The organism is Pseudomonas sp. 2hn (assembly GCF_019646095.1).
GTDB classification, from domain to species: domain Bacteria; phylum Pseudomonadota; class Gammaproteobacteria; order Pseudomonadales; family Pseudomonadaceae; genus Aquipseudomonas; species Aquipseudomonas peradeniyensis.
The window spans coordinates 4,984,254-5,006,168 of sequence record NZ_CP081016.1; the positions used below are offsets into that span (position 1 = coordinate 4,984,254).

23 protein-coding genes and 1 tRNA gene are annotated in these 21,915 nt (G+C 64.8%); 19 read left to right on the forward strand and 5 right to left on the reverse strand.

The window, feature by feature from the left end:
• Positions 1–6 precede the first annotated feature (6 nt).
• From murI to hemA, 5 genes are read right to left on the reverse strand one after another with little or no spacing between them, the layout of a single operon-like run.
• Positions 7–804 (reverse strand): glutamate racemase, encoded by a 798-nt coding sequence (gene murI / locus K2O50_RS22465; RefSeq protein ID WP_050703733.1) that lies wholly within the window; start codon positions 802–804, stop codon positions 7–9.
• Positions 797–1,552, reverse strand: a complete 756-nt coding sequence (locus K2O50_RS22470) for a molybdopterin-synthase adenylyltransferase MoeB (protein WP_050703732.1) — start codon at positions 1,550–1,552, stop codon at positions 797–799. The genes murI and K2O50_RS22470 overlap by 8 nt, the downstream gene beginning before the upstream one ends.
• Complete coding sequence (prmC, locus tag K2O50_RS22475) at positions 1,546–2,376, reverse strand: peptide chain release factor N(5)-glutamine methyltransferase (protein WP_220689941.1); 831 nt, start codon at positions 2,374–2,376, stop codon at positions 1,546–1,548. Before prmC ends, K2O50_RS22470 begins: the two co-directional genes overlap by 7 nt.
• Positions 2,377–3,459, reverse strand: coding sequence for a peptide chain release factor 1 (gene prfA / locus K2O50_RS22480; protein ID WP_028691144.1), 1,083 nt, complete (start codon positions 3,457–3,459; stop codon positions 2,377–2,379). It abuts the gene before it with no gap.
• Positions 3,456–4,733 carry a glutamyl-tRNA reductase gene (hemA, locus tag K2O50_RS22485; protein WP_050703731.1) on the reverse strand — a complete coding sequence of 426 codons (1,278 nt, stop codon included), beginning with the start codon at positions 4,731–4,733 and terminating at the stop codon, positions 3,456–3,458. The genes prfA and hemA overlap by 4 nt, the downstream gene beginning before the upstream one ends.
• An 851-nt stretch (positions 4,734–5,584) precedes the next feature.
• Here hemA and K2O50_RS22490 point away from each other — a divergent pair.
• The 19 genes from K2O50_RS22490 (at position 5,585) to K2O50_RS22575 (ending at position 21,915) form a co-directional block, all read left to right on the forward strand.
• Positions 5,585–7,306 (forward strand): tetratricopeptide repeat protein, encoded by a 1,722-nt coding sequence (locus tag K2O50_RS22490; protein WP_050703730.1) that lies wholly within the window; start codon positions 5,585–5,587, stop codon positions 7,304–7,306.
• A gap of 3 nt (positions 7,307–7,309) precedes the next feature.
• Positions 7,310–7,927: a lipoprotein insertase outer membrane protein LolB gene (gene lolB, locus K2O50_RS22495; protein ID WP_050703729.1), complete on the forward strand. Its 618-nt coding sequence runs from the start codon at positions 7,310–7,312 to the stop codon at positions 7,925–7,927.
• Positions 7,928–7,931: 4 nt separating this feature from the next.
• Positions 7,932–8,792 carry a 4-(cytidine 5'-diphospho)-2-C-methyl-D-erythritol kinase gene (ispE, locus tag K2O50_RS22500; protein ID WP_050703728.1) on the forward strand — a complete coding sequence of 287 codons (861 nt, stop codon included), beginning with the start codon at positions 7,932–7,934 and terminating at the stop codon, positions 8,790–8,792.
• Positions 8,793–8,812: 20 nt separating this feature from the next.
• Positions 8,813–8,887 (forward strand) — tRNA-Gln (locus K2O50_RS22505).
• Between the two features lie 45 nt (positions 8,888–8,932).
• Positions 8,933–9,874 (forward strand): ribose-phosphate pyrophosphokinase, encoded by a 942-nt coding sequence (locus K2O50_RS22510; RefSeq protein ID WP_016391678.1) that lies wholly within the window; start codon positions 8,933–8,935, stop codon positions 9,872–9,874.
• A gap of 123 nt (positions 9,875–9,997) precedes the next feature.
• On the forward strand, positions 9,998–10,594 hold the full coding sequence (locus tag K2O50_RS22515) for a 50S ribosomal protein L25/general stress protein Ctc (protein WP_011532196.1): 597 nt from the start codon (positions 9,998–10,000) through the stop codon (positions 10,592–10,594).
• A gap of 79 nt (positions 10,595–10,673) precedes the next feature.
• A complete protein-coding gene (gene pth, locus K2O50_RS22520; RefSeq protein WP_050703727.1) occupies positions 10,674–11,258 on the forward strand; it encodes an aminoacyl-tRNA hydrolase in 585 nt (194 codons plus the stop codon).
• Positions 11,259–11,281: 23 nt separating this feature from the next.
• Complete coding sequence (gene ychF / locus K2O50_RS22525) at positions 11,282–12,382, forward strand: redox-regulated ATPase YchF (RefSeq protein WP_016713314.1); 1,101 nt, start codon at positions 11,282–11,284, stop codon at positions 12,380–12,382.
• Between the two features lie 505 nt (positions 12,383–12,887).
• Positions 12,888–13,352: a phage tail protein gene (locus K2O50_RS22530; RefSeq protein WP_050703726.1), complete on the forward strand. Its 465-nt coding sequence runs from the start codon at positions 12,888–12,890 to the stop codon at positions 13,350–13,352.
• 92 nt (positions 13,353–13,444) lie between these two features.
• Complete coding sequence (locus K2O50_RS22535; RefSeq protein ID WP_050703723.1) at positions 13,445–14,560, forward strand: DUF2586 domain-containing protein; 1,116 nt, start codon at positions 13,445–13,447, stop codon at positions 14,558–14,560.
• A 3-nt stretch (positions 14,561–14,563) separates the two neighbouring features.
• Positions 14,564–15,013, forward strand: a complete 450-nt coding sequence (locus K2O50_RS22540) for a phage protein (protein ID WP_050703722.1) — start codon at positions 14,564–14,566, stop codon at positions 15,011–15,013.
• Positions 15,013–15,219, forward strand: coding sequence for a TraR/DksA family transcriptional regulator (locus K2O50_RS22545; RefSeq protein ID WP_050703721.1), 207 nt, complete (start codon positions 15,013–15,015; stop codon positions 15,217–15,219). The genes K2O50_RS22540 and K2O50_RS22545 overlap by 1 nt, the downstream gene beginning before the upstream one ends.
• A 55-nt stretch (positions 15,220–15,274) precedes the next feature.
• On the forward strand, positions 15,275–15,562 hold the full coding sequence (locus K2O50_RS22550; protein WP_050703720.1) for a putative phage tail assembly chaperone: 288 nt from the start codon (positions 15,275–15,277) through the stop codon (positions 15,560–15,562).
• A gap of 20 nt (positions 15,563–15,582) precedes the next feature.
• Positions 15,583–15,729: a DUF6890 family protein gene (locus K2O50_RS27015; protein ID WP_371263118.1), complete on the forward strand. Its 147-nt coding sequence runs from the start codon at positions 15,583–15,585 to the stop codon at positions 15,727–15,729.
• 6 nt (positions 15,730–15,735) lie between these two features.
• A complete protein-coding gene (locus K2O50_RS22555) occupies positions 15,736–17,850 on the forward strand; it encodes a phage tail tape measure protein (protein ID WP_050703719.1) in 2,115 nt (704 codons plus the stop codon).
• A complete protein-coding gene (locus tag K2O50_RS22560; protein WP_050703718.1) occupies positions 17,850–18,167 on the forward strand; it encodes a DUF2590 family protein in 318 nt (105 codons plus the stop codon). Before K2O50_RS22555 ends, K2O50_RS22560 begins: the two co-directional genes overlap by 1 nt.
• Positions 18,164–19,336: a baseplate J/gp47 family protein gene (locus K2O50_RS22565; RefSeq protein WP_050703717.1), complete on the forward strand. Its 1,173-nt coding sequence runs from the start codon at positions 18,164–18,166 to the stop codon at positions 19,334–19,336. Before K2O50_RS22560 ends, K2O50_RS22565 begins: the two co-directional genes overlap by 4 nt.
• A complete protein-coding gene (locus tag K2O50_RS22570; protein ID WP_050703716.1) occupies positions 19,333–19,857 on the forward strand; it encodes a phage tail protein in 525 nt (174 codons plus the stop codon). Before K2O50_RS22565 ends, K2O50_RS22570 begins: the two co-directional genes overlap by 4 nt.
• A gap of 9 nt (positions 19,858–19,866) precedes the next feature.
• Positions 19,867–21,915 carry a phage tail protein gene (locus K2O50_RS22575; RefSeq protein ID WP_050703715.1) on the forward strand — a complete coding sequence of 683 codons (2,049 nt, stop codon included), beginning with the start codon at positions 19,867–19,869 and terminating at the stop codon, positions 21,913–21,915.

The window sequence follows — 21,915 nt, forward strand, 5'->3', positions numbered from 1 at the left end:
TAGGCTTCAGGGCAGGAAGCGCTGCACGCTGCCGGATTGGTTCCACAGCAGCGGCAGCACCTTGCGCAAGCACTCCGGCTCGCCACTGCTCCAGAACGCCGTTGGCTGCGCCGGTCCGTCACTGAGCAGCCCACGGGCGCCCAGCAGGCGTTGCAGTTGGCGCGCCACGGCAGCGCCGGTGTCGATGATCGCCACATCCGCCGGCACCATTTCGGCCAGCATGGGCCGCAGGAACGGGTAATGGGTGCAGCCCAGGATCAGGGTGTCGCAACCGGCCGCAAGCAGCGGCTTGACATAGCCCGACAGCAACTGGCGCAGTTGCTCGCTGACCAGGTCACCCGCCTCGATACGCTCGACCAGCCCAGGGCACGGCTGGGTGATCACCCGCACATCACTGGCGAAGCGGTCGAGCAAGGCGGCGAACTTGGCGCTCTGCAGGGTACCGGTGGTGGCCAGCACGCCGACCACGCCGGAGCGGGTTGCCGCAGCCGCCGGCTTGACCGCAGGCTCCATCCCAACCAGCGGCCAGTCCGGGTAGAGCTCGCGCAAGTCGGCCACCGCGGCCACCGTGGCCGTGTTGCAGGCCAGGACCAATGCCTTGGCGCCCTGCTCATGGTAGAACCTGGCGATCAGCCGCAGACGCTGGCGAATGTAGTCCGGGGACTTCTCGCCATAGGGCACATGGCCGCTGTCGGCCAGGTAGAGCAAGGATTCGTTGGGCAGCAGACGCTGGATCTCGGCCAGCACCGACAACCCGCCGACGCCGGAATCCATCACGCCCACCGGCGCCGAACGCTCAGCCATGGCGATTGCCACACACGGTGCAGGCAGGGTCGCGCTTGACCCGCAGCTCGCGCATGCGGGTGCCCAGGGCGTCGATCAGCAGCAGGCGGCCGACCAGCGGCTCGCCGAAACCGGCCAGCAATTTCAGCGCTTCCAGGGCCTGCAGGCTGCCGACCAGCCCCACCAGCGGGCCGATCACCCCAGCCTCGCTACAGGTCAGCTCGGCCTCGCTGCCATGGCCATAGAGGCAGTGGTAGCAGGGGCTGGTGTCGCGGCGGGCGTCGAACACCGACAACTGACCTTCGAGGCGGATTGCCGCGCCGCTGACCAATGGTTTGCCCGCAGCCACGCAGGCGGCATTGACCGCCTCGCGGGTACCGAAATTGTCGGAGCAGTCGAGCACCACATCGACCGCCGCCACCGCCGCGGCCAACGAATCCTCGTCCAACGCCCGGCGATGGGCGACCAGGCTGATTTCCGGGTTGATCGCCCGCAGACGCTTGATCGCCGAATCGACCTTGCTCATGCCGACGCTGTCGCTGTCGTGGATCACCTGGCGTTGCAGGTTGGTCAGGTCGACGCTGTCGAAATCGGCCAGGTGCAGCTCACCGACACCCGCCGCGGCAAGGTACAGCGCCACCGGCGAGCCCAGCCCGCCCAAGCCGATGACCAGGGCCTTGCCGTGCTTCAGGCGCAACTGGCCGTCGATATCCACCTGCGACAGGAGGATCTGTCGGCTGTAGCGCAACAGCTCCTGGTCGCTCAGCATGGCAGGCGCCCCAGGCTGATACGTTCGTGGCCGCCCAGGTCGACACGGCTGGCGACGTCGATGAAGCCGGCCGCCGCCAGCAGGTCGCGTACGGCGGGCGCCTGGTCATAGCCGTGCTCGAGCAACAGCCAACCTCCGGGCAGCAGGTGTGCCGGGGCCTGGGCGACGATCACCCGTAGGTCGTCCAGCCCGTCCTCGCCGGCCACCAGGGCGCTGCTGGGTTCGAAGCGCACGTCACCGGCCACCAGGTGCGGATCGGCGGCGCGGATATAGGGCGGGTTGCTGAGAATCAGGTTGAAACGCTCACCCACAAGGGCATCGAACCAGTGGCTGGCGCGCACCTGGATATTGCCCAGGCCCAGGCGCTGGCGGTTGCGCTCGGCCAGGGCCACGGCCTCGTCGATGCGGTCCACCGCCGTGACCTGCCACCCCGGGCACTCATTGGCCAGGGCCAGGGCGATGGCCCCGGTGCCGGTGCCCAGGTCGAGGACCCGGGCAGGCGTGGGCGGCACGAGCTCGAGCGCGGTTTCCACCAGCAGCTCGGTGTCCGGGCGCGGGATCAACGTATGTGGCGCGACTTCCAGGTCCAGCTTCCAGAACCCCTGCTGGCCGAGGATATAGGCCACCGGCTCACCGGCGCGACGCCGTTCGAGGTAATCGGCGAACACCTGCGCCGCCTCGCTGCTGACGATGCGCTCAGGCCAGGTGTGCAGGAAGCTGCGCGACTTGCCCAGGGCCGCGGCCAGGAGCAGTTCGGCGTCCAGCCGTTCGGTCGGCGAGTCTGGCAACTGCGCGTTGCGCAGCAGGCTGGCGATGATGGTCATTCAATCCCCCAGGGCGGCCAGCTGATCGGCCTGGTATTCGGCCAGCAACGGCTCGATCACGGCCTCCACGCCACCGGCGAGGATATCGTCCAGGGAGTAGAGGGTGAGGTTGATACGGTGGTCGGTGACCCGGCCCTGTGGATAGTTGTAGGTGCGGATGCGCTCGGAGCGATCGCCCGAGCCCACCAGCAGCTTGCGCTCGCTGGCGATGGCGTTCTGCGCGGCGCTGGTCTGCATGTCGTTGAGCTTCGCCGACAGCCAGGACATGGCGCGGGCACGGTTCTTGTGCTGCGAACGCTCTTCCTGGCACTCGACCACGATGCCGGTGGGCAAGTGGGTGATGCGGATCGCCGAATCGGTCTTGTTGACGTGCTGGCCGCCGGCGCCGGAGGCGCGGTAGGTGTCCACGCGCAGGTCGGCCGGGTTGATCTCGATGGCCACCTGCTCGTCGGGTTCGGGCAGCACCGCCACGGTGCAGGCCGAAGTGTGGATGCGGCCCTGGGATTCGGTTTCCGGCACCCGCTGCACGCGGTGCGCGCCGGACTCGAACTTGAGCTTGCCATACACGCTGTCGCCTTCGACCCGGGCGATGATTTCCTTGTAGCCGCCATGCTCGCCTTCGTTCTCGGAGAGGATCTCCAGGCGCCAGCCGCGTTTCTCGGCGTAGCGCGAGTACATGCGGAACAGGTCGCCGGAGAAGATCGCCGCCTCGTCGCCACCGGTGCCGGCGCGGATTTCCAGGAACACGTTGCGCCCGTCGTTGGGGTCCTTGGGCAGCAGCATGCGCTGCAGTTGCGACTCCAGGCCCACCAACTGCTCTTTCGCTTCCCGCACCTCCTCGACCGCCATCTCGCGCAGGTCGGGGTCGGCGTCCTTGAGCAGCGCCTGGGCGCCCTCGAGGTCGTCCTGGACCTTGCGCCAGCCTTGATAGCAAGCGATCACCGGCTCGACTTCGGCGTACTCGCGGGAGTAGGCGCGAAAACGCGTCTGGTCGGAAATGACTTCGGCGTCACCGAGCAGCGCGGTGAGTTCCTCGAAGCGATCCTGGAGCGTGTCCAGTTTGTTCAGCAGCGACGCTTTCATTGCGGGGTTTTGTCCGTCGAGCCCTCGTGGAGGGCGAAGAGTTCCTGGGCCATGGCCAGCGCATCGAGGCGGCCTTCGGCGGAGAGCTTTTTCAGTTGCACGCTGGGGGCGTGCAGGAGTTTGTTGGTCAGGCCCCGGGCCAGTTGCATCAGCACGTCCTCGGGGTTGCCGCCGTTGCCCAGCAGGCGCAGGGCCTTTTGCAATTCTTCGTCGCGCAGGCGCTCGCTTTGCTGGCGATAGGCCTTGAGCACATCCACCGCCGCCAGCTCGCGCAGGCGCACCATGAAGTCGTCGGCGCCGGCCGAGACCAGCTCTTCGGCGGCCTGGGCCGCGCCCTGGCGGCTCTTGAGGTTTTCCGCGACCACTTCGTGGAGGTCGTCGACGGTATAGAGATAGACGTCGTCCAGTTCACCGACCTGCGGCTCGATGTCACGCGGCACGGCGATGTCGACCATGAAGATCGGCTTGTGCCGGCGCTGCTTCAGCGCACTTTCCACCGCGCCCTTGCCGAGGATCGGCAACTGGCTGGCGGTGGAGCTGATGACGATGTCGCTGTTGGCCAGTTCCTGCGGGATGTCCGAGAGCAGCACGGCATGGGCGCCGAACTGCTCGGCGAGGATGCTGGCGCGCTCAAGGGTGCGGTTGGCGACGACGATGCGGCGCACGCCCTGCTCGTGCAGGTGGCGGGCGACCAGGGTGATGGTCTCGCCGGCACCGATCAGCAGCGCCTGGCTGCGGCCCAGGTCGGAGAAGATCTGCTTGGCCAGGCTGACTGCGGCAAATGCCACCGAGACCGGGTTCTCGCCGATGGCGGTGTCGGTGCGCACCTGCTTGGCGGCGCTGAAGGTGGCCTGGAACAGGCGCCCCAGCAGCGGCCCGACGGTGCCGGCCTCACGGGCCACGGCGTAGGCCGACTTCATCTGGCCGAGGATCTGCGGCTCGCCGAGCACCAGCGAGTCGAGGCCTGAGGCCACGCGCATCATGTGCCGGACCGCATCGTGCTCCTCGTGGACGTAAGCGCTGGCGCGCAGTTCGTCGAGGCTCAGCTGGTGGTAGTCGGCCAGCCATTGCAGCACGGCGTCGGCGGCGAGGTGGTCCTGCTCTATATACAGTTCGCTGCGGTTGCAGGTGGACAGGATCGCCGCCTCGCGGCTGGCGGTCAGTCGGCAGAGCTGCTGCAGGGCATCGACCAGCTGCTCGGGCGTAAACGCCACGCGCTCGCGTACGTCTACCGAGGCAGTCTTATGGTTGATACCAAGTGCAAGAAAGGCCATGCAAGGTCGCTGGTTGGGACGTGAAGCCGATAATTGTCCTACTTCGCAGGTTTTAGAACAACCACCGTTCGCTATTGTGGCGATGCGGCGTGCCTATCGCCCCGCACCCTCAACGTGAATAAACCTGATTACGGACCATAATGTGTCAACCATGTATGCGCACATGTGTCAGCGATGTGTCCGGTCTCTACAGACGCGCTTGACAAAAAGTGACTTGCCGTAAGGGCGAAAAGGTGACTATGCGTCGACATCGTAAATGAATGCGCTTGCACCTGTAGAAACCTGCGCCGACCGATTTTGACTTTGATTTTCAGAGCGTGGGTTTTGAAAGTTATACGTTCATTCATTGGCGATGGCGACGCATAGTCACCTTTCCGCCCTTACGGCGGGTCCCTTTTTGAAGGATCAAAAAGGAACCAAAAAATCCTCGCTCCGTTCATCCGGCCCCTACGCTTCGCTCCGGGGTCCCCTCACTCCGGTCTTGCTCCCGGGAGGACCGCGCTGAACGCCCCATCCTGGGGCGCAGCGCTTGACGGGCATCCATGCCCGTCACCTCCCTCCGCAAGACCTGCGTTCGGCCTCCTGAAGTCGCAATTGGCGTTGCCTGAACTACCGCGCGCTTAGAAGCAAAGCAAAAGCAACGGCAAGGGCAACGGCAAGGGCAAGGGCAAGGGCAAGGGCAAGGGCAAGGGCAAGGGCAGGATGCCGTGAGTGGTTGCGAACCACCGCTCCGGCTCATTGTCCCTATACTCCGAAGCACCGCTGCACACCACGACCTTCGCAGGTGGGTTTGCCCTCACGCTTGTGTCATCATGCTCCGACCGCCGGTTTAGCCTCTTTAATAAGCCTCTATGAACAAATCCTACGCATTGCTGCTTGCCCTCGCCCTGCTTCAAGGCTGCCAAAGCCTGGCCCCGAAGACGGACGCCCAGTCGCCCGCCGTCGACGCCGGCAAGAGCGCGGAAAAGCCCGTGGTGTACGGATCGTTCAAGCAGGACACCCTGTACAGCCTGCTGGTGGCGGAACTGGCCGGCCAGCGCAACCGCTTCGACATCGCCCTGGCCAACTACGTCGACCAGGCCGAAAAGACCCAGGATCCGGCCGTCTCCGAGCGCGCCTATCGCATCGCCGAATACCTCGGCGCCGACGAGCCAGCCCTGGACACCGCGATGATCTGGGCCCGCAACGATCCGCAGAACCTCGACGCCCAGCGCGCCGCGGCCATCCAGCTGGCCCGCGCCGGACGCTACGACGATTCCATGACCTACATGGAAAAGGTGCTGCAGGGCCAGGGCGACACCCACTTCGATTTCCTCGCCCTGGCGGCCGCCGAGACCGACCAGAGCACCCGTGACGGCCTGCTGCAGAGCTTCGACCGCCTGCTGGTGAAATACCCCGACAACGGCCAGCTGGTGTTCGGCAAGGCCCTGCTGCTCAACCAGGACGACAAGCCGCAACAGGCCCTCGACCTGCTCGAAGCCCATCCGCCGAAGAACGGCGAAATCGCCCCGGTACTACTGCGCGCCCGTCTGCTGCAAGCCCTGGACCGTGGCCCCGAGGCCCTGCCACTGCTGCGTGGAGCGATCCGCGACAACCCCGAGGACAAGCGCCTGCGCCTGACCTACGCCCGCACCCTGGTCGAGCAGGATCGCATCGACGACGCCAAGGCCGAATTCGAAAGCCTGCTGCAGCAGTACCCCGAAGACGACGAAATCCGCTACTCGCTGGCCCTGGTGTGCCTGGAAACCAAACACTGGGACGAAGCAGAGGGCTACCTGCAGGAACTGGTCGAGCGTGACGCCAACGTCGACGCCGCCCACCTCAACCTGGGCCGCATCCGCGAAGAGCGCAGCCAGCCGGCCGCCGCCCTGCGCGAATACGCCCTGGTCGGCCCCGGCCCGGACTACCTGCCGGCGCAACTGCGCCAGGCCGATATCCTCATCGCCAACGGCCGCAGCGCCGAAGCCTCGCGGATACTCGCCGAAGCCCGCGAGGCCCAGCCGGACTACGCCATCCAGCTGTACCTGATCGAAGCCGAAAGCCTGGGCAACAACGGCAAGGAGGCCCAGGCCGGTCAAGTGCTGGCGCAGGCGATCAAGCGCTACCCGGACGACCTCAACCTGCTCTATACCCGCGCCATGCTCGCCGAGAAGCGCAACGACCTGGCGCAGATGGAGAAAGACCTGCGCGCGATCCTTGCCCGCGAGCCGGAAAACGCCATGGCCCTCAACGCCCTGGGCTACACCCTGGCCGATCGCACCACCCGCTACAGCGAGGCCAAGGCCCTGATCGACAAGGCCCACCAGCTCACCCCCGACGACCCGGCGGTGCTCGACAGCCTGGGCTGGGTGGCCTATCGCATGGGCAACCTCGAGGAAGCCGAACGCCAGCTGCGCCTGGCCTTCGAGCGCTTCCCCGACCATGAAGTCGCCGCCCACCTGGGCGAAGTCCTCTGGGCCAACGGCAAACGCCGCGAAGCCCGCCAAGTCTGGGCCAAGGGCTTCGAAGCCCAGGCCGACAGCCCCATCCTGCGCAAGACCCTGCTGCGCCTGACCGGATCCGAGAGCCTGTAAACCATGTTCCTGCGTCATTGCATTACCTTTACCCTCATCGCCCTGCTCGCCGGTTGCGCCGGTTTCGGCAGCAAGGAAGCCGTACAAGGCCAGGGCAACCCGCAGCTGTGGCGCGAGCACAAACAGCAGCTCGGCAGCCTCGACGGCTGGCAGATCAACGGCAAGGTCGGCATCCGCGCCCCACGCGACTCCGGCAGCGGCACCTTGTTCTGGCTGCAACGCCAGGACTACTACGACATCCGCCTGGCCGGCCCCCTGGGCCGCGGTGCGGCGCGCCTGACCGGGCGCCCCGGCGGCGTGATACTGGAAGTGGCCAACCAGGGCCGCTACGAGGCCGCCAACCCCGAGGCGCTGCTGGAAGAACAACTGGGCTGGCGCCTGCCGGTGTCGCACCTGGTCTGGTGGGTGCGCGGCCTGCCCGCTCCGGACAGCAAGAGCCAGCTGACCCTCGACGGCGACAGTCGCCTGGCCAGCCTTCACCAGGATGGCTGGCAGGTCGAGTACCTGAGCTATGTGGAGCAGAACGGCTACTGGCTGCCCGAGCGCCTCAAGCTGCACGGCGAGAACATCGACGTGACCCTGGTGGTCAAGGACTGGCAGCCACGCCAGCTGGGGCATTAATACAATGCAGAAACTGACCCTGCCCGCCCCGGCCAAGCTCAACCTCTGGCTGCACATCACCGGCCGCCGCGCCGACGGCTACCACGAGCTGGAAACCGTGTTCCAGTTCCTCGAGCACGGCGACGAACTGAGCTTCGCCCTGCGCGAGGACGGCCAGATCCGCCTGCAGACTGAAATTGAAGGCGTGCCCCACGACAGCAACCTGATCGTCCGCGCCGCGCGCCTGCTGCAGGCACAGTCCGGCACCCCGCTCGGCGCCGACATCTGGCTGCACAAGGTATTGCCCATGGGCGGCGGCATCGGTGGCGGCAGCTCCGACGCTGCCACCACCCTGCTGGCGCTCGCCCATCTGTGGCAGCTGGACTGGGATGAAGACCGCCTGGCCAGCCTGGGCCTGTCACTCGGCGCCGATGTGCCGGTGTTCGTCCGTGGTCACGCGGCCTTCGCCCAGGGTGTCGGCGAGCAGCTGACCCCGGTCGACCCCGAGGAACCCTGGTATGTCGTGCTGGTGCCGCAAGTGTCTGTCAGCACAGCGGAAATTTTTTCGCATCCGGAGTTGACACGTGATTCCCTCCCCCTTAAGATGCGCCCCGTTCCCGAGGGAAACAGTCGAAATGACTGCCAACCGGTAGTAGAGCAACGGTATCCTGAAGTTCGCAATGCGCTGATTTCACTGGGTAAATTCACCGAAGCACGAATGACCGGCACTGGAAGTTGTGTGTTTGGGGCCTTCCCAAGCAAAGCCGAAGCTGATAGAGTTCTGGCCCTTCTTTCAGAGACCCAAACAGGGTTTGTGGCGAAAGGAAGCAATGTTTCGATGTTGCATCGCAAGCTGCAAGTTCTGATCAAGAAGTCGAGTTCATAAGAATTCGCAGCAACAGATACAGGGGCGTCGCCAAGCGGTAAGGCAGCAGGTTTTGATCCTGCCATGCGTTGGTTCGAATCCAGCCGCCCCTGCCATTTCTTATACTCATCCAGGTTACCCTCAGCCTTCAGGTACTGCGCGTGTCCAAGATGATGGTCTTCACGGGGAATGCCAACCCCGATCTGGCTCGGCGTGTCGTACGTCAGCTGCATATTCCACTGGGTGATGTTTCTGTCGGTAAGTTCTCCGACGGCGAAATCAGTGCTGAAATCAATGAAAATGTCCGCGGTAAGGACGTCTTCATCATTCAGCCCACCTGTGCTCCAACCAACGACAATCTGATGGAACTGGTCGTGATGGCAGATGCCTTCCGCCGCTCCTCAGCGTCGCGAATCACCGCCGTGATTCCCTACTTCGGATACGCCCGCCAGGACCGCCGTCCGCGTTCGGCACGTGTAGCCATCAGCGCCAAAGTCGTCGCTGACATGCTCACTGTCGTGGGTATCGACCGTGTTCTCACCGTCGACCTGCACGCTGACCAGATCCAGGGTTTCTTCGATATCCCCGTCGACAACATCTACGGCTCGCCCGTACTGGTCGACGACATCGAGGACCAGCGTTTCGAGAACCTGATGATCGTTTCCCCGGACATCGGTGGTGTGGTGCGTGCTCGCGCCGTCGCCAAGTCCCTGGGCGTCGATCTCGGGATCATCGACAAGCGCCGCGAAAAGGCTAACCACTCCGAGGTTATGCACATCATCGGCGACGTCGAAGGACGCACCTGCATCCTGGTAGACGACATGGTCGACACCGCCGGCACCCTGTGCCACGCGGCCAAGGCCCTGAAAGAACACGGTGCCGCCAAGGTCTACGCCTACTGCACGCACCCTGTCCTGTCGGGCCGCGCGATCGAGAACATCGAGAAGTCGGTACTGGACGAGCTGGTGGTGACCAACACCGTGCCGCTGTCCGCCGCTGCTCAAGCCTGTGACCGTATCCGCCAGCTGGATATCGCACCGGTTGTCGCTGAAGCGGTCCGCCGCATCAGCAACGAAGAATCGATCAGCGCGATGTTCCGCTAAGCGGAACACTCGCTGACGAAAAGCGCCCCGCCCCAACACTGGTTGTTGGGGCGGGGCTTTTTTGCCGTCCCCGTCTGGCGCTGGTCGCAAACGCCTTTCGGGAGGCTAATTTGGAGAAACAAAATGACTGACTTCATCCTGAACGCCCAAGCGCGTACTGACCTGGGGAAAGGTGCGAGCCGCCGCCTGCGTCACTCCGCCAACATCCCTGCCGTTGTCTACGGTGGCGATAAAGAAGCCCAATCCCTGACCATCGTGGCCAAGGAAATCGCCAAGCTGTTCGAAAACGAAGCTGCCTTCAGCCACGTGATCGAACTGAACGTCGACGGCGCCAAGCAAAACGTCGTGGTCAAGGCCATGCAGCGTCACCCAGCCAAAGGCTTCATCATGCACGCCGACTTCGTTCGCGTCGTTGCTGGCCAGAAGCTGACCGCCAAGGTTCCAGTTCACTTCGTCGGTGAAGAAGCCCCGATCAAGAAAGGCGGCGAAATCTCGCACGTCGTTTCCGAGATCGAAGTGTCCTGCGAAGCCAAGGACCTGCCTGAGTTCATCGAAGTCGACCTGTCCAAGGCCGAAGTCGGCACCATCATCCACCTGTCGGACCTGAAAGCTCCGAAAGGCGTAGAGTTCGTCGCTCTGGCCCACGGTGATGACAAAGCTGTTGCCAACGTCCACGCCCCGCGCGTTGCCGCTGAAGCTGCTGAAGGCGCTGCCGAGTAATCCACTCGCACGCCGGCGTTGATCGGGTTACAGTGCCGCGCGCACCGTAACCCACCAACTCCAAGGAAGAGCCCCTGACGTGACCGCCATCCAGTTGATCGTCGGCCTGGGTAACCCCGGCCCCGAATACGAACAGACCCGGCATAACGCAGGGGCTCTTTTCGTTGAACGCCTCGCCAGCGCCCAGCGTGTTTCGCTGTCCGCTGACAAAAAGTATTTCGGCCTGACGGCTAAGTTCAGCCATCAGGGCAACGATGTTCGCCTGTTGATCCCCACCACCTACATGAACCGTAGCGGCCAGTCCGTGGCGGCTCTGGCCAATTTCTTCCGCATCAAGCCGGAAGCGATCCTGGTGGCCCACGACGAACTCGACCTGCCTCCCGGCGTCGCCAAGCTCAAGAAGGGCGGCGGCCACGGCGGGCACAACGGCCTGCGCGACATCATCGCGCAGCTCGGCAACCAGAACGACTTCCACCGCCTGCGGCTTGGCATCGGCCACCCGGGCGACGCCAAACTGGTCTCCAACTTCGTCCTGGGCCGGGCGCCACGCGCCGAGCAGGAGAAGCTCGACGCCAGCATCGATTTTGCCCTCGGCGTGATGCCCGACGTGCTGGCCGGCGACTTCGCCAAGGCCATGCGCGAACTGCACAGCCAGAAGGCCTGACACTTTACGAAAGGGGAATACCCATGGGTTTCAATTGCGGCATCGTCGGCCTGCCCAACGTCGGCAAGTCCACCCTGTTCAACGCCCTGACCAAGTCTGGCATCGCGGCGGAGAACTTCCCCTTCTGCACCATCGAGCCGAACAGCGGCATCGTGCCGATGCCCGACGCGCGCCTCAACGCCCTGGCCGAGATCGTCAAGCCGAACCGCATCCTGCCGACCACCATGGAGTTCGTCGACATCGCCGGCCTGGTCGCCGGTGCCTCCAAGGGTGAAGGCCTGGGCAACAAGTTCCTCGCCAACATCCGCGAGACCGACGCCATCGCCCACGTGGTGCGCTGCTTCGAAGACGAGAACGTGATCCACGTCTCCAACAGCGTCGACCCCAAGCGCGACATCGAGATCATCGACCTCGAACTGATCTTCGCCGACCTCGACAGCTGCGAGAAGCAACTGCAGAAGGTCGCCCGCAACGCCAAGGGCGGCGACAAGGAAGCCCTGGCACAGAAGGCCATCCTCGAGCAGCTCATCCCCCACTTCACCGAAGGCAAGCCTGCGCGCAGCCTGATGAAGAACATGAGCGCCGAAGACAAGGCGGTGATCCGCGGCTTCCACCTGCTGACCAGCAAACCGGTCATGTACATCGCCAACGTCGCCGAAGACGGCTTCGACAACAACCCGCACCTGGACGTGGTCAAGGCCATTGCCGAGGAAGAAGGCGCGGTGGTGGTGCCGGTGTGCAACAAGATCGAAGCCGAGATCGCCGAGCTGGACGACGGTGAAGAGAAAGACATGTTCCTCGAGGCCCTGGGCCTGGAAGAACCTGGCCTGAACCGCGTGATCCGCGCCGGTTACGAGCTGCTCAACCTGCAGACCTACTTCACTGCTGGCGTGCAGGAAGTACGTGCCTGGACCGTGCGCGTGGGCGCCACCGCCCCACAGGCAGCCGGCGTGATCCACACCGACTTCGAGAAAGGCTTCATCCGCGCCGAAGTGGTGGCCTACGACGACTTCATCCAGTTCAAGGGTGAGAGCGGCGCCAAGGAAGCCGGCAAGTGGCGCCTGGAAGGCAAGGACTACATCGTCAAGGACGGTGACGTGATGCACTTCCGCTTCAACGTCTGATGCCCCGCTCCTGAAAAAAACCCGCTCCGGCGGGTTTTTTTTCGCCTGCAGAAAAGCCCTACACCCCGCGCCAGCAAAGACCGACATGCATATCGGCAAATTTGCATGCCCAAATATTTCCACAAATGCATTGACTGCATATGCATACATGCATAACCTGTGTCTCGAGCCGGACAGCAACCGGTTGTTACACAGGCAGCGATGAACAGGCCTCGACTGTTCAGAGGGTTGGCAACTGGCCCGGGTGTGCAGCGTAAAGCACCACGATCAGTTTTCCGGCGGGCAGACGGCCGCGGTCGGAGTCACCAATTCGAAGCGCAACCGCATGGCGTCACCAGTCGTGGCCAGCGGTTGGACAACGCATTACTGAAAAGCCTGCATGGCGGGCTTTTTGGAATGCCGAGCATGACTTCGGCGGTTCTCCGAACCCTGTGGAAGCGGGCAATCCCCCCACGTACTCAACGATGCATTTCTCAGCCACCTCGCCCTGTAAGGAGGCCTCCCCATGAACCAGTTGAAAGCACTCACCACCTATCTGCTCGAACGCAAGCTGGTGCCTGCCGGGCAACTGCACGCCTGGGCCCAGCAGCTGGACCTGCAACTGGCCTGGACGCAAACCGAACTGGGCCTGCACATGGGCAACCTGCGCTACCGCGCCCTGTTCGACTTCGACGACTTCAGCGGTCATCCCGGGCGGCTGATGGCGCTCGCCGGCAGCTGGCTGGAAGCCAACGACCCCGGGCGTCACCTGTTCGCCCTGCCGGCACCGGCCCTCGCCGTCAAGCAGAAGGTCCCGGGCAGCGACCTGCTCGATGTGTCGCTGGTCCTGGAGTTCGTCGAGCCGCTTTACCTGACCGAGGACACGGCCGGCGAGATCGAGGTGTTCGGCAAGACCTGGTCATTCCAGCCCTACGACCTGTGGGTCGCCGAGCAAGGCGATATCGCCCTGCCGGGCAGCCCCCTCCCCTGACCCATTACCCGGGCTGTAACGCCCGCCCCGCCAGCAACCTGATCGGCAGGTCCTGGCACACCCCTTCAATCACCCCGCTAACGAGGCAACCTATGGCACTCGGTAAAATCAGCGTGAACAATCTCAACCTCGGCCAGGGTGCCGTGACCGAGATCGAACGCTACTTCCTCTTCATCGGCCCCGCCGCCAAGAACGTCGGCAAGCTGTTGACCCTGAACACGGACAGCGACCTGGACAACGAGCTGGGCGTGACCGCCAGCGACCTGAAGACCCAACTGATCGCCGCCCGGGCCAACGGTGGCGACCGCTGGGCCTGCCTGGCCGCGCCGATCGGCGCCGAAGGCGACTGGGCAAGCGCCCTGGAGTACGCCCAGCAACACGGCTACTCGGTCGAAGGCATCGTCATCACCAAGCCGGCGACCGCTGGCGCGGAACTGCTGGCCATGCACACCGCCGCCGAACAGCTGAACGCCCGCTATGGCCGACGTTCGTTCGTCCTGGCCGCGTCCGCCGGCATCCTGCCGACCGTGACCTGGTCGGATTACCTGCTCGAGCAGAAGGCGCTCACCGACGGTATCGCCGCGCCACGTGTCGTGGTGGTGCCGCAGCTGCACGGCAACGACCTGGGCGTGCTCGCCGGGCGCTTGGCCAACGCCGCCTGGAGCATCGCCGATACCCCGATGCGCGTCGCCAGCGGCCCTGTCCTGGGCCTGGGCACGGTGCCCGCGGACAAGGACGGCGTGCCACTGCCATCGGCGGTGCGCAGCGAGCTGGACAAGGCACGCTTCTCCGTCTCGCAGACCTACCCGGACTACGAGGGCGTGTACTGGGGCGATGCCAACATGCTCGACACCGCCGCCAGCGACTTCCAGGTCCTGGAATACCTGCGCCTGGCCGACAAGGCCGCCCGCCAGGTCCGCCCGCTGCTGATCCGCCGCATCGGCGACCGTCGCCTGAACAACAGCCCCGCCAGCATGGCCGCCAACACCAGCGCGCTGATGGCGCCGCTGCGACGGATGGCCAAGGCGGTGAAATTCGCCGGCGAAGTGTTCCCCGGCGAAATCCAGCCACCGCGCGACGGCGACCTGGTCATCGTCTGGAAAAGCCACACCCAGGTGGAAGTGTTCATTCGCATCCGCCCGCACAACTGCCCCAAGGACATCACCGCGAACATCGCGCTGGACCTTTCCCAGGACAACCAGGAGTAACCCATGGCCAAGATCAGTGGCTTGAACTTCGACATCAACGTGGGCGACCTGAAGATCCACGTTGAGAGCGCAACCCTCGACATCACCGACAACAGCGCCGTGGCGCACACCAAGGGTGTGCCTGACGGCTGGGTCGCCGGCAACGTGACCGCCAGCGGCGAGCTGGAGGTGGACACCAGCAACTTCAACCTGATCATCGAAGCCGCCGCCAAGGCCGGCAGCTTCCGTCAGCTGGGGACCTTCGACCAGCTGTTCTACGCCAAGACCCCCACCGACGAGATCCGCGTCGAGGCCTTCGGCTGCCGCCTCAAGATCTCCAACCTGCTCAACATCGACGCCAAGGGCGGCGAGAAGACCAAGCACAAGCTGCCGTTCGACGTCACCAGCCCGGACTTCGTCCACGTCAACGGCGTGCCGTACCTGTCCTTCGCCGAGGTCGAGGGCCTGAGCTGATGGTGTGCCCATTCGACCGCGCCCAGGCCCTGGAACAGCTCAGGCGTGATCTGGCGATCGCCGCCGTCCGTGGCCGACGCGTGGCGACTGGGCCCAGCCTCACCCACTGCACGGACTGCGGCGACGAGATCGCCGAGGCGCGCCGCGCCCTGGGCGGCATGCGCCGCTGCGTTCCCTGCCAACAGCTTCACGAGCGCGGCCGCTGAACACAGCGCCCGCCACGTTCTTTTCGATTCCCGTATTCCAATGGAGTAGTACCCCATGACCCAACGCACCGAAATCACCCTGGAAGTCGGCGACCTGTCCCTGGACTTCGCCATCGATCCGGCGCTGATGACCAAGTACATCAACGCCCTGACCCCCTCCAACAAGGTCGCTCCGGCCAACAACCTGCTGGTCACCGCCGTGAAACCCGAGCACAAGGACCAGCTCAAGCCGCTGCTGGCCAACCCGATGACCGTTATCCAGCTGGCCGGCGCCCTGGTCGAGGAGTACGCCCCAACCGTGGAAGTCACCGTAAAAAAGCGCTCGGCCACGCAGAGCGACTGACCGAGGACGGCCTGGGCCAACTGCTGGCCCTGGCCGAACGCTGGCTGCCCGGTGCGCCGTCCACGCCCGAGAACCTGGGCACGGCCAAGTGGCTGGAGGACGAGCACTGGCGGCGAATGGAAATCGCCATCGCCAACGGCATCGCCCGTGCATTCAATGGAGGCTGACATCCCATGAGCGCGAACAACGCAATCAGCCGGCTGGATTTCATCCTGTCGCTGACCGATAAAGTCACCGCGCCGCTGGCGAGGATGACCCAAGGGTTCAACAATCTGAGCGAAAAAAGCCAGGCCGCCATCAAGCAGATCAGCGAGGGCACGCAGAGGCTGCAAAGCTCTGCCGGCAGCTTTGGCACCTTCCTTGAGCCCGCCCTGGAAATGAACCGTGCCCTTGGGGATGTACGCTCGCTCGGCGTGGCCGAGGACGCCCTGGAGGCCTTGAACAAGAAAGCCCTGATGTTCTCCATCGCCTATGGCGAGAACGCCCGGGACTTCGTCGCCTCGGCGTACAAGATCGAGGGCGCGATCAAAGGTCTGTCCGGCTCCCAGTTGGCCACGTTCACCTACGCCAGCAGCGTGCTGGCCAAGGCCACCAAGTCCGACCAGGGCGTGATGGCCGAGTATGTCGGCACGATGTACAACCTGCAGAAGCAGCAGGCCGACGCCATGGGCAAGGGCCAATGGGTCAAGATCCTGGGCGGGCAGACCGCCCTGGCGGTCCAGCTGTTCCGCACCAGCGGCGAACAGATGAAGGATGGTTTCAAGGAGGCCGGTGCCCAGGCCTCCGCCGCCGGCATCGGCCTGGCCGAGCAGATGGCCGTGATCGGCAGCCTGTCCGGCAGCATGGACGGCAGCGCGGCCGGCGGGCTTTACAAAGCCTTCTTCGAGAACATCGAGGACGCCTCGGACAAGCTCGGCATGAAGTTCACCGACGCCAATGGCAAGGTCCTGCCGATGCTCGACATCCTGGCCAAGCTGCAGGGCAAGTTCGGCGACCTGCGCGGCGCGGCGGCCAACGCCAAGATCACCGAGGCCTTCGGCGGTGAGGCGGCTCAGCTCATCGGCGCCCTGGCCCAGGACACCGACCGCCTGAAGAACGGCATCGACAAACTCGGCCAGGTACGCGGCCTGGAACAGGCCGAACAGATGGCCAAGGCCATGGTCGACCCCTGGCAGCAGTTCGGGGCTGCCGTGAAAGCGCTGCGTATCGCCTTCGGCCAGGCGCTGATTCCCATCCTGCAACCGCTGATGACACGCCTGGTCGAGATCGCCCAGACCCTGGTCCGCTGGATCAAGCTGTTTCCCAACATCACCCGGGTGATCGCCATCGCCACCCTGGCGATCCTTGGCACCAGCGCCGCGCTGACCGCGCTTGCAGTGCTGAGCGGACTGGCCCGGATAGCCATGCTGGGGGCACAGGCCGCCTGGGCCCTGCTCAACATGACCGGTTTGAAGAGCATCTTCATGTTCCTCCGGCACGCCTTGGTGCTGTCGATCTTCCTGACAAGCCTGATCGCCATGTACGCCTGGATGGGGATCGTGAGGCTCGCCACCCTTGCCTGGCAAGGCGCGCTCTGGCTGGTGAACGCCGCACTCCTGGCCAACCCGATCATCCTCATCATCGCGGGCATCATCGCGTTGGTCGCTGCCGTGGTCCTGGTCATTGCCTACTGGGACGAGCTCAAGGCCGCGTTCCTGGACAGTGCCGCCTTCCAGTGGGTCAGCGCACAGCTGGACGCACTGAGCACGTGGTTCACCGACATGGGCGGCTGGACCGGCATGGCCAAGGCGGCCTGGGACGGCATCGTCAAGATCTTCCGCAGTTCACTCGACCAGGTGATCGAGTGGTTGAACAAGATCCCGGGCGTCAACATCGAGACCTCGTTCGCCGATCTGCCGGAAGCACCCAAGGTGCCAGGGCTTGCCAGCCAGGTCGCGCCGATCGGCGTACTGCCCATGAGCAGCACGCAGCCACTGCTCAAGACCCTGATGCAGGTGCCACCTGCGGCCCCGCACACGGCTTCGATGGCACCCGCTGCCCTCGCCCCCAGCATGGCCAGCGCGCCGGTCGAGCAACTCGAGCAGCAGCGCCAGCGCATGACCCAGACCGCACTCAACCTCTCGCCGGCCAGCCCGACGAGCGTTCCCCAGGGAGGCCTGATGAACCAGATCCAGAACACCACCCAGACGCAGGACCGGCGCATGCATGTCGAGAAGGTGGAGATCAACACCAGCAAGGCCATGAACCCGCTGGAGCTGGAACAGATGATGGCAATGGCGGTGGGCTGATGAGTGACTACATCGACCTGCTGATCCACGACAACGACCTGGTCCTGGACCCTTCCCACCAACCGCTGCTGATCGAGGACCGGGCCAGCATCGCTCAGGACATCGCCCACATGATCCGCGACAGCGGCCTGCTGGTGACCCTGGTGGCCGAGCGCAGCCGCCAGCGCCAGGCCGACTGCATCCTGCAACTGGAGCTGCTGGTGGAGGACGACGAGCGCCTGCTGCCGGGTACGGCCCGCGTCCTGGAAGAGCATCCGGGCCACTACCTGGTCACGGCGAAAACCCTGAAATTCGGTGATATCGAGGTATACCTGTGAGCGACTTGGACTTTCGCAAGGTGCTGGCCGACGCCGGCATTCCCACCACTGAGGCGGCCCTGCACCAGGCCTGGGAGGCCGAAGTGGCCGCCCAGGGCAGCAAGCTCAGCAACACCAGCGCCTACTCGCCGTTCTGGCGCGTGGTGACGGCGCTGGTGACCAAGCCGGTGCTGTGGCTGGTCGGTTTCATCAGCGACACCGTGCTGCCCAACTTCTTCGTCAAGACGGCCAGCGGCGCCTGGCTGGACAGCCTGGCCTGGGCGGTGAACGTCGAGCGCAAGGGCGCGACCAAGGCCCAGGGCCAGCTGTTGTTCACCCGTGAGAACAGCGCCGGCGAGCTGCTGATGCGCGCCGGCGTGGTGGTGCAATCCGCCGCGATCAACGGCCACGTCTACCAGCTGGTGACGGTCGAGGATGCTGTGTTCCCCGACGGCCGCCTGCAACAGTCGGTCAAGGTCCAGGCGCAGCAGGTAGGCAGCGGCTACAACCTGGCGCCCGGCTACTACGCCATCCTGCCCGAGCCGGTGCAGGGGATCGTCCAGGTGGTCAACGACGACGGCTGGATGACCTCGCCCGGAGCCGACCCCGAGCCCGACGATCAGCTGCGCCTGCGCACCCGCAACCAGTTCAGCGCGGTCAACCAGTGGCACACCGACGCGGTCTACCGCGCCATGATCGCCGCCTTCCCGGGGGTGCGCCCCGATGGCGTGTACTTCCTCCACGACGCACCGCGTGGTCCGGGCAGCGCCAACGCCTACGTGCTGTTCGACGCCGACGTGCCGGCGGAATCGTACCTGGAGCAGATCAACGCCCACGTGCGCGACCAAGGCAACCACGGCCACGGCGACGACCTGCTGGTGATGGTCATGCCCGAGACCCGCCACGACATCGCGCTGACGGTCTGGCCGCAGGCGAACCTGACGGCGAAGCGGCGCGAGGCGCTGCAGCAAGGCATCACCCAGTTCATCCGTGCGGCGTTCCGCGAAAGCACGGCCAGCGACTATCGCCCGACCCTGACCTACCCACAGTCGCGGTTCTCCTTCAGCCGCCTGGCCGAGGAGCTGCACCAGGCCTTCGCCGACATCGAGTCGCTGCATTTCGCCAGCGAGGACATCGTCTCGCAGCTGAGCATCGCGCGCATCGCCAACCTGCGGGTGGACCTGGTATGAGCCCGCTGAAACTGCCGTTCTGGCTCGCCGGCACCGAACTGACCAAGCTCAAGGACGCCGCCCAGGCCTGGTGGGCCAGGGTGACCGAGTGGCTGCGCTGGCCGCTGCTGCAGATGGACGCCGAGACCTGCCACCTCACCGTGCTGGACCTGCTCGCCTGGCAGCGGGACATCACCCGCTTCAAGGACGAACCGGAAAGGCTGTACCGACTGCGGGTGAAGTTCGCCTTCATCAACGCGGTCGATGCCGGCAGCACTGCGGGGCTCAAGCGCATCCTGCGCCGGCTTGGCGTGGGCTATGTCGAGATCGACGAACGCCTGGCCGGCCGCGACTGGGACGTGGTCCTGCTGCGCCTTTCCGACTCGCAGCTGTCGGAGAACCCCGAGCTGCTGCGGGTACTGATCCAGCAGTACGGCCGGACCTGCCGCCGCTACGACTTCGTCAGCATCACCCCCGTCACCCTGCGCATCGGCGCAGCTCAATTCAACGACGACCAGCAGACGCTGGTCGCCACGCTTTAGGAGTCCGCCGTGGCCAGAATCACTTTCGCGGGCGAAAGCCTGATCGCCCAGAAGCAGGGGGCCAAAGAAGTCCTGCAGATCACCCGCTTCATCTACGCCAATGTACCCGGGCTCGACCCGAACACGCCGGTCGACCGCGCCGCGACCAAGCCGCCGGCCAGCCAGATCGTGCACAGCTACGACATCCCGGCGGGCAACAGCGGCTACGTGAACCCCAACCAGGTCGTCTACAGCTCGATGCTGGGCAGCGACATCGGCGACTTCGACTGGAACTGGATGGGACTTGAAAGCGCCGAGGGCGTACTGTTCGCCGTGGCCTACCTGCCGCTGCAGCAGAAGCGGCGCAACATCCCGCCGCTGCAGATCGGCAACAACGTCACCCGCAACATCCTGGTGGAGTACAGCGGCGCCCAGGAGCTTACCGGCATCACCATCGATGCCAGCACCTGGCAGCACGATTTCACCGTGCGCCTGAAAGGCATCGACGAGCGCGAGCGCCTGAGCAACCGCGACGTGTATGGGCGAGCGTGCTTCTTCGGCGACGGTCTGCAGTTCCAGAAAGTGGGTGACAACTACCAACTGGCAGCGGGCATTGCCTACCTGGAAGGCATGCGCCTGGAGCTGCCCAAGGCCGTGCCGCTGAGCCCGCCGCAAGGGGCGACCCAAGTGTGGATGCACATCACCTGGCAGCGCAAGCTGAACGATGTGATCCCCAGCTGGAAGGTGGTCTACCTGCCCGACCAGCAGGATTCCGTCACGCCAGACGGCTGGGTCTACTGCATCCAGCTGGCGGACATCACCAGCGCCGGAGTCATCGCCGACAAGCGCAAGTCCGCCCCCATCGCCGGCCCGCTGGTAGAGCACTTCGCCAGCCGCAAGTCGGTTGCGGACCTCGAGAACGGTGTCACCTCCGCCGGCAAGGCGCGCCAGCTGGCCGAAGCGCGTCAGATCGCGTTGCAGGGCGATGTCGTCGGACGAGTGGACTTCGACGGCTCCAGGAACGTGGCGATCCAGGCCACGCTTGCGGACATCGGCGTGGTGCCCGGGACTTACTCCAAAGTCACGATCAATGGCAAAGGCCAGGTCATCGGCAGCGAGGCACTGCTGCAGATCGACATCCCCAACCTTGACTGGAGCAAGATCACCAGCGGCAAACCGACCACCCTGCAAGGGTACGGCATCACCGATGCTATCAAACGCGGCGACTATGGATTAGCGACCAACTTCGCCTCCCTGAGCCCGGTCGACACGATCGGACTGGCCGGCGGCTTTCACACAATAGCCGACGGCGCGACCTCGCTGGCGAACTATTGCAGCGTGCTCAACATGCCGTACTACTCCGAGAAGTTCTCGGCTCAGATCGCGATGAGCCAGGGAGGCCCTGGAGTGCGCATGTTTGCCCGCGCCACGACCAACCAGGGGCAATGGACCCCAACCGTCGAGGTGTTCCATACCGGAAACCTGACGCCCGGTGCCATCGTTCCGCCAGGGACGCTCGTCCAGACTTTCAGCCATGCGGCACCGACGGGCACGCTTCGCTGCAATGGCGCGGCCGTCAGCCGGACGACCTTCGCAGCGTTGTTCGCGGCAATCGGCACCTCTTTCGGAGCAGGCGACGGGGCGACTACGTTCAACCTGCCAGATACCCGTGGCCTGTTCATCCGTGATGTCGATGACGGCAAAGGCCTGGATCTTGGACGAACACCAGGCACGGTCCAGCAAAACCAGAACCAGTACCACGCCCACTCAGCATCCTCGGGCAATGCCGGCTGGCACGCCCATGGCGGGAGCACCACCTCGGTCGCGGGTAGCCATACCCACGCCTTCAACTACGTGAATACGCCGACCACCCAGGATATCCCCGGGATCGGCGCGGCCATGCACCAGGCAGGCGTGAATTGGGCCGCCACCAACCGTATCCAAGCCGCCGGCGATCACAGCCATACCCTGAACATCGTTGGCGACGGCGTTCACGCTCACCCGGTAACGGTAGATCCCTCCGGCGGTAGCGAAGCACGCCCCGTGAACATGGCCCTGTACTACTACATCAAATACTGA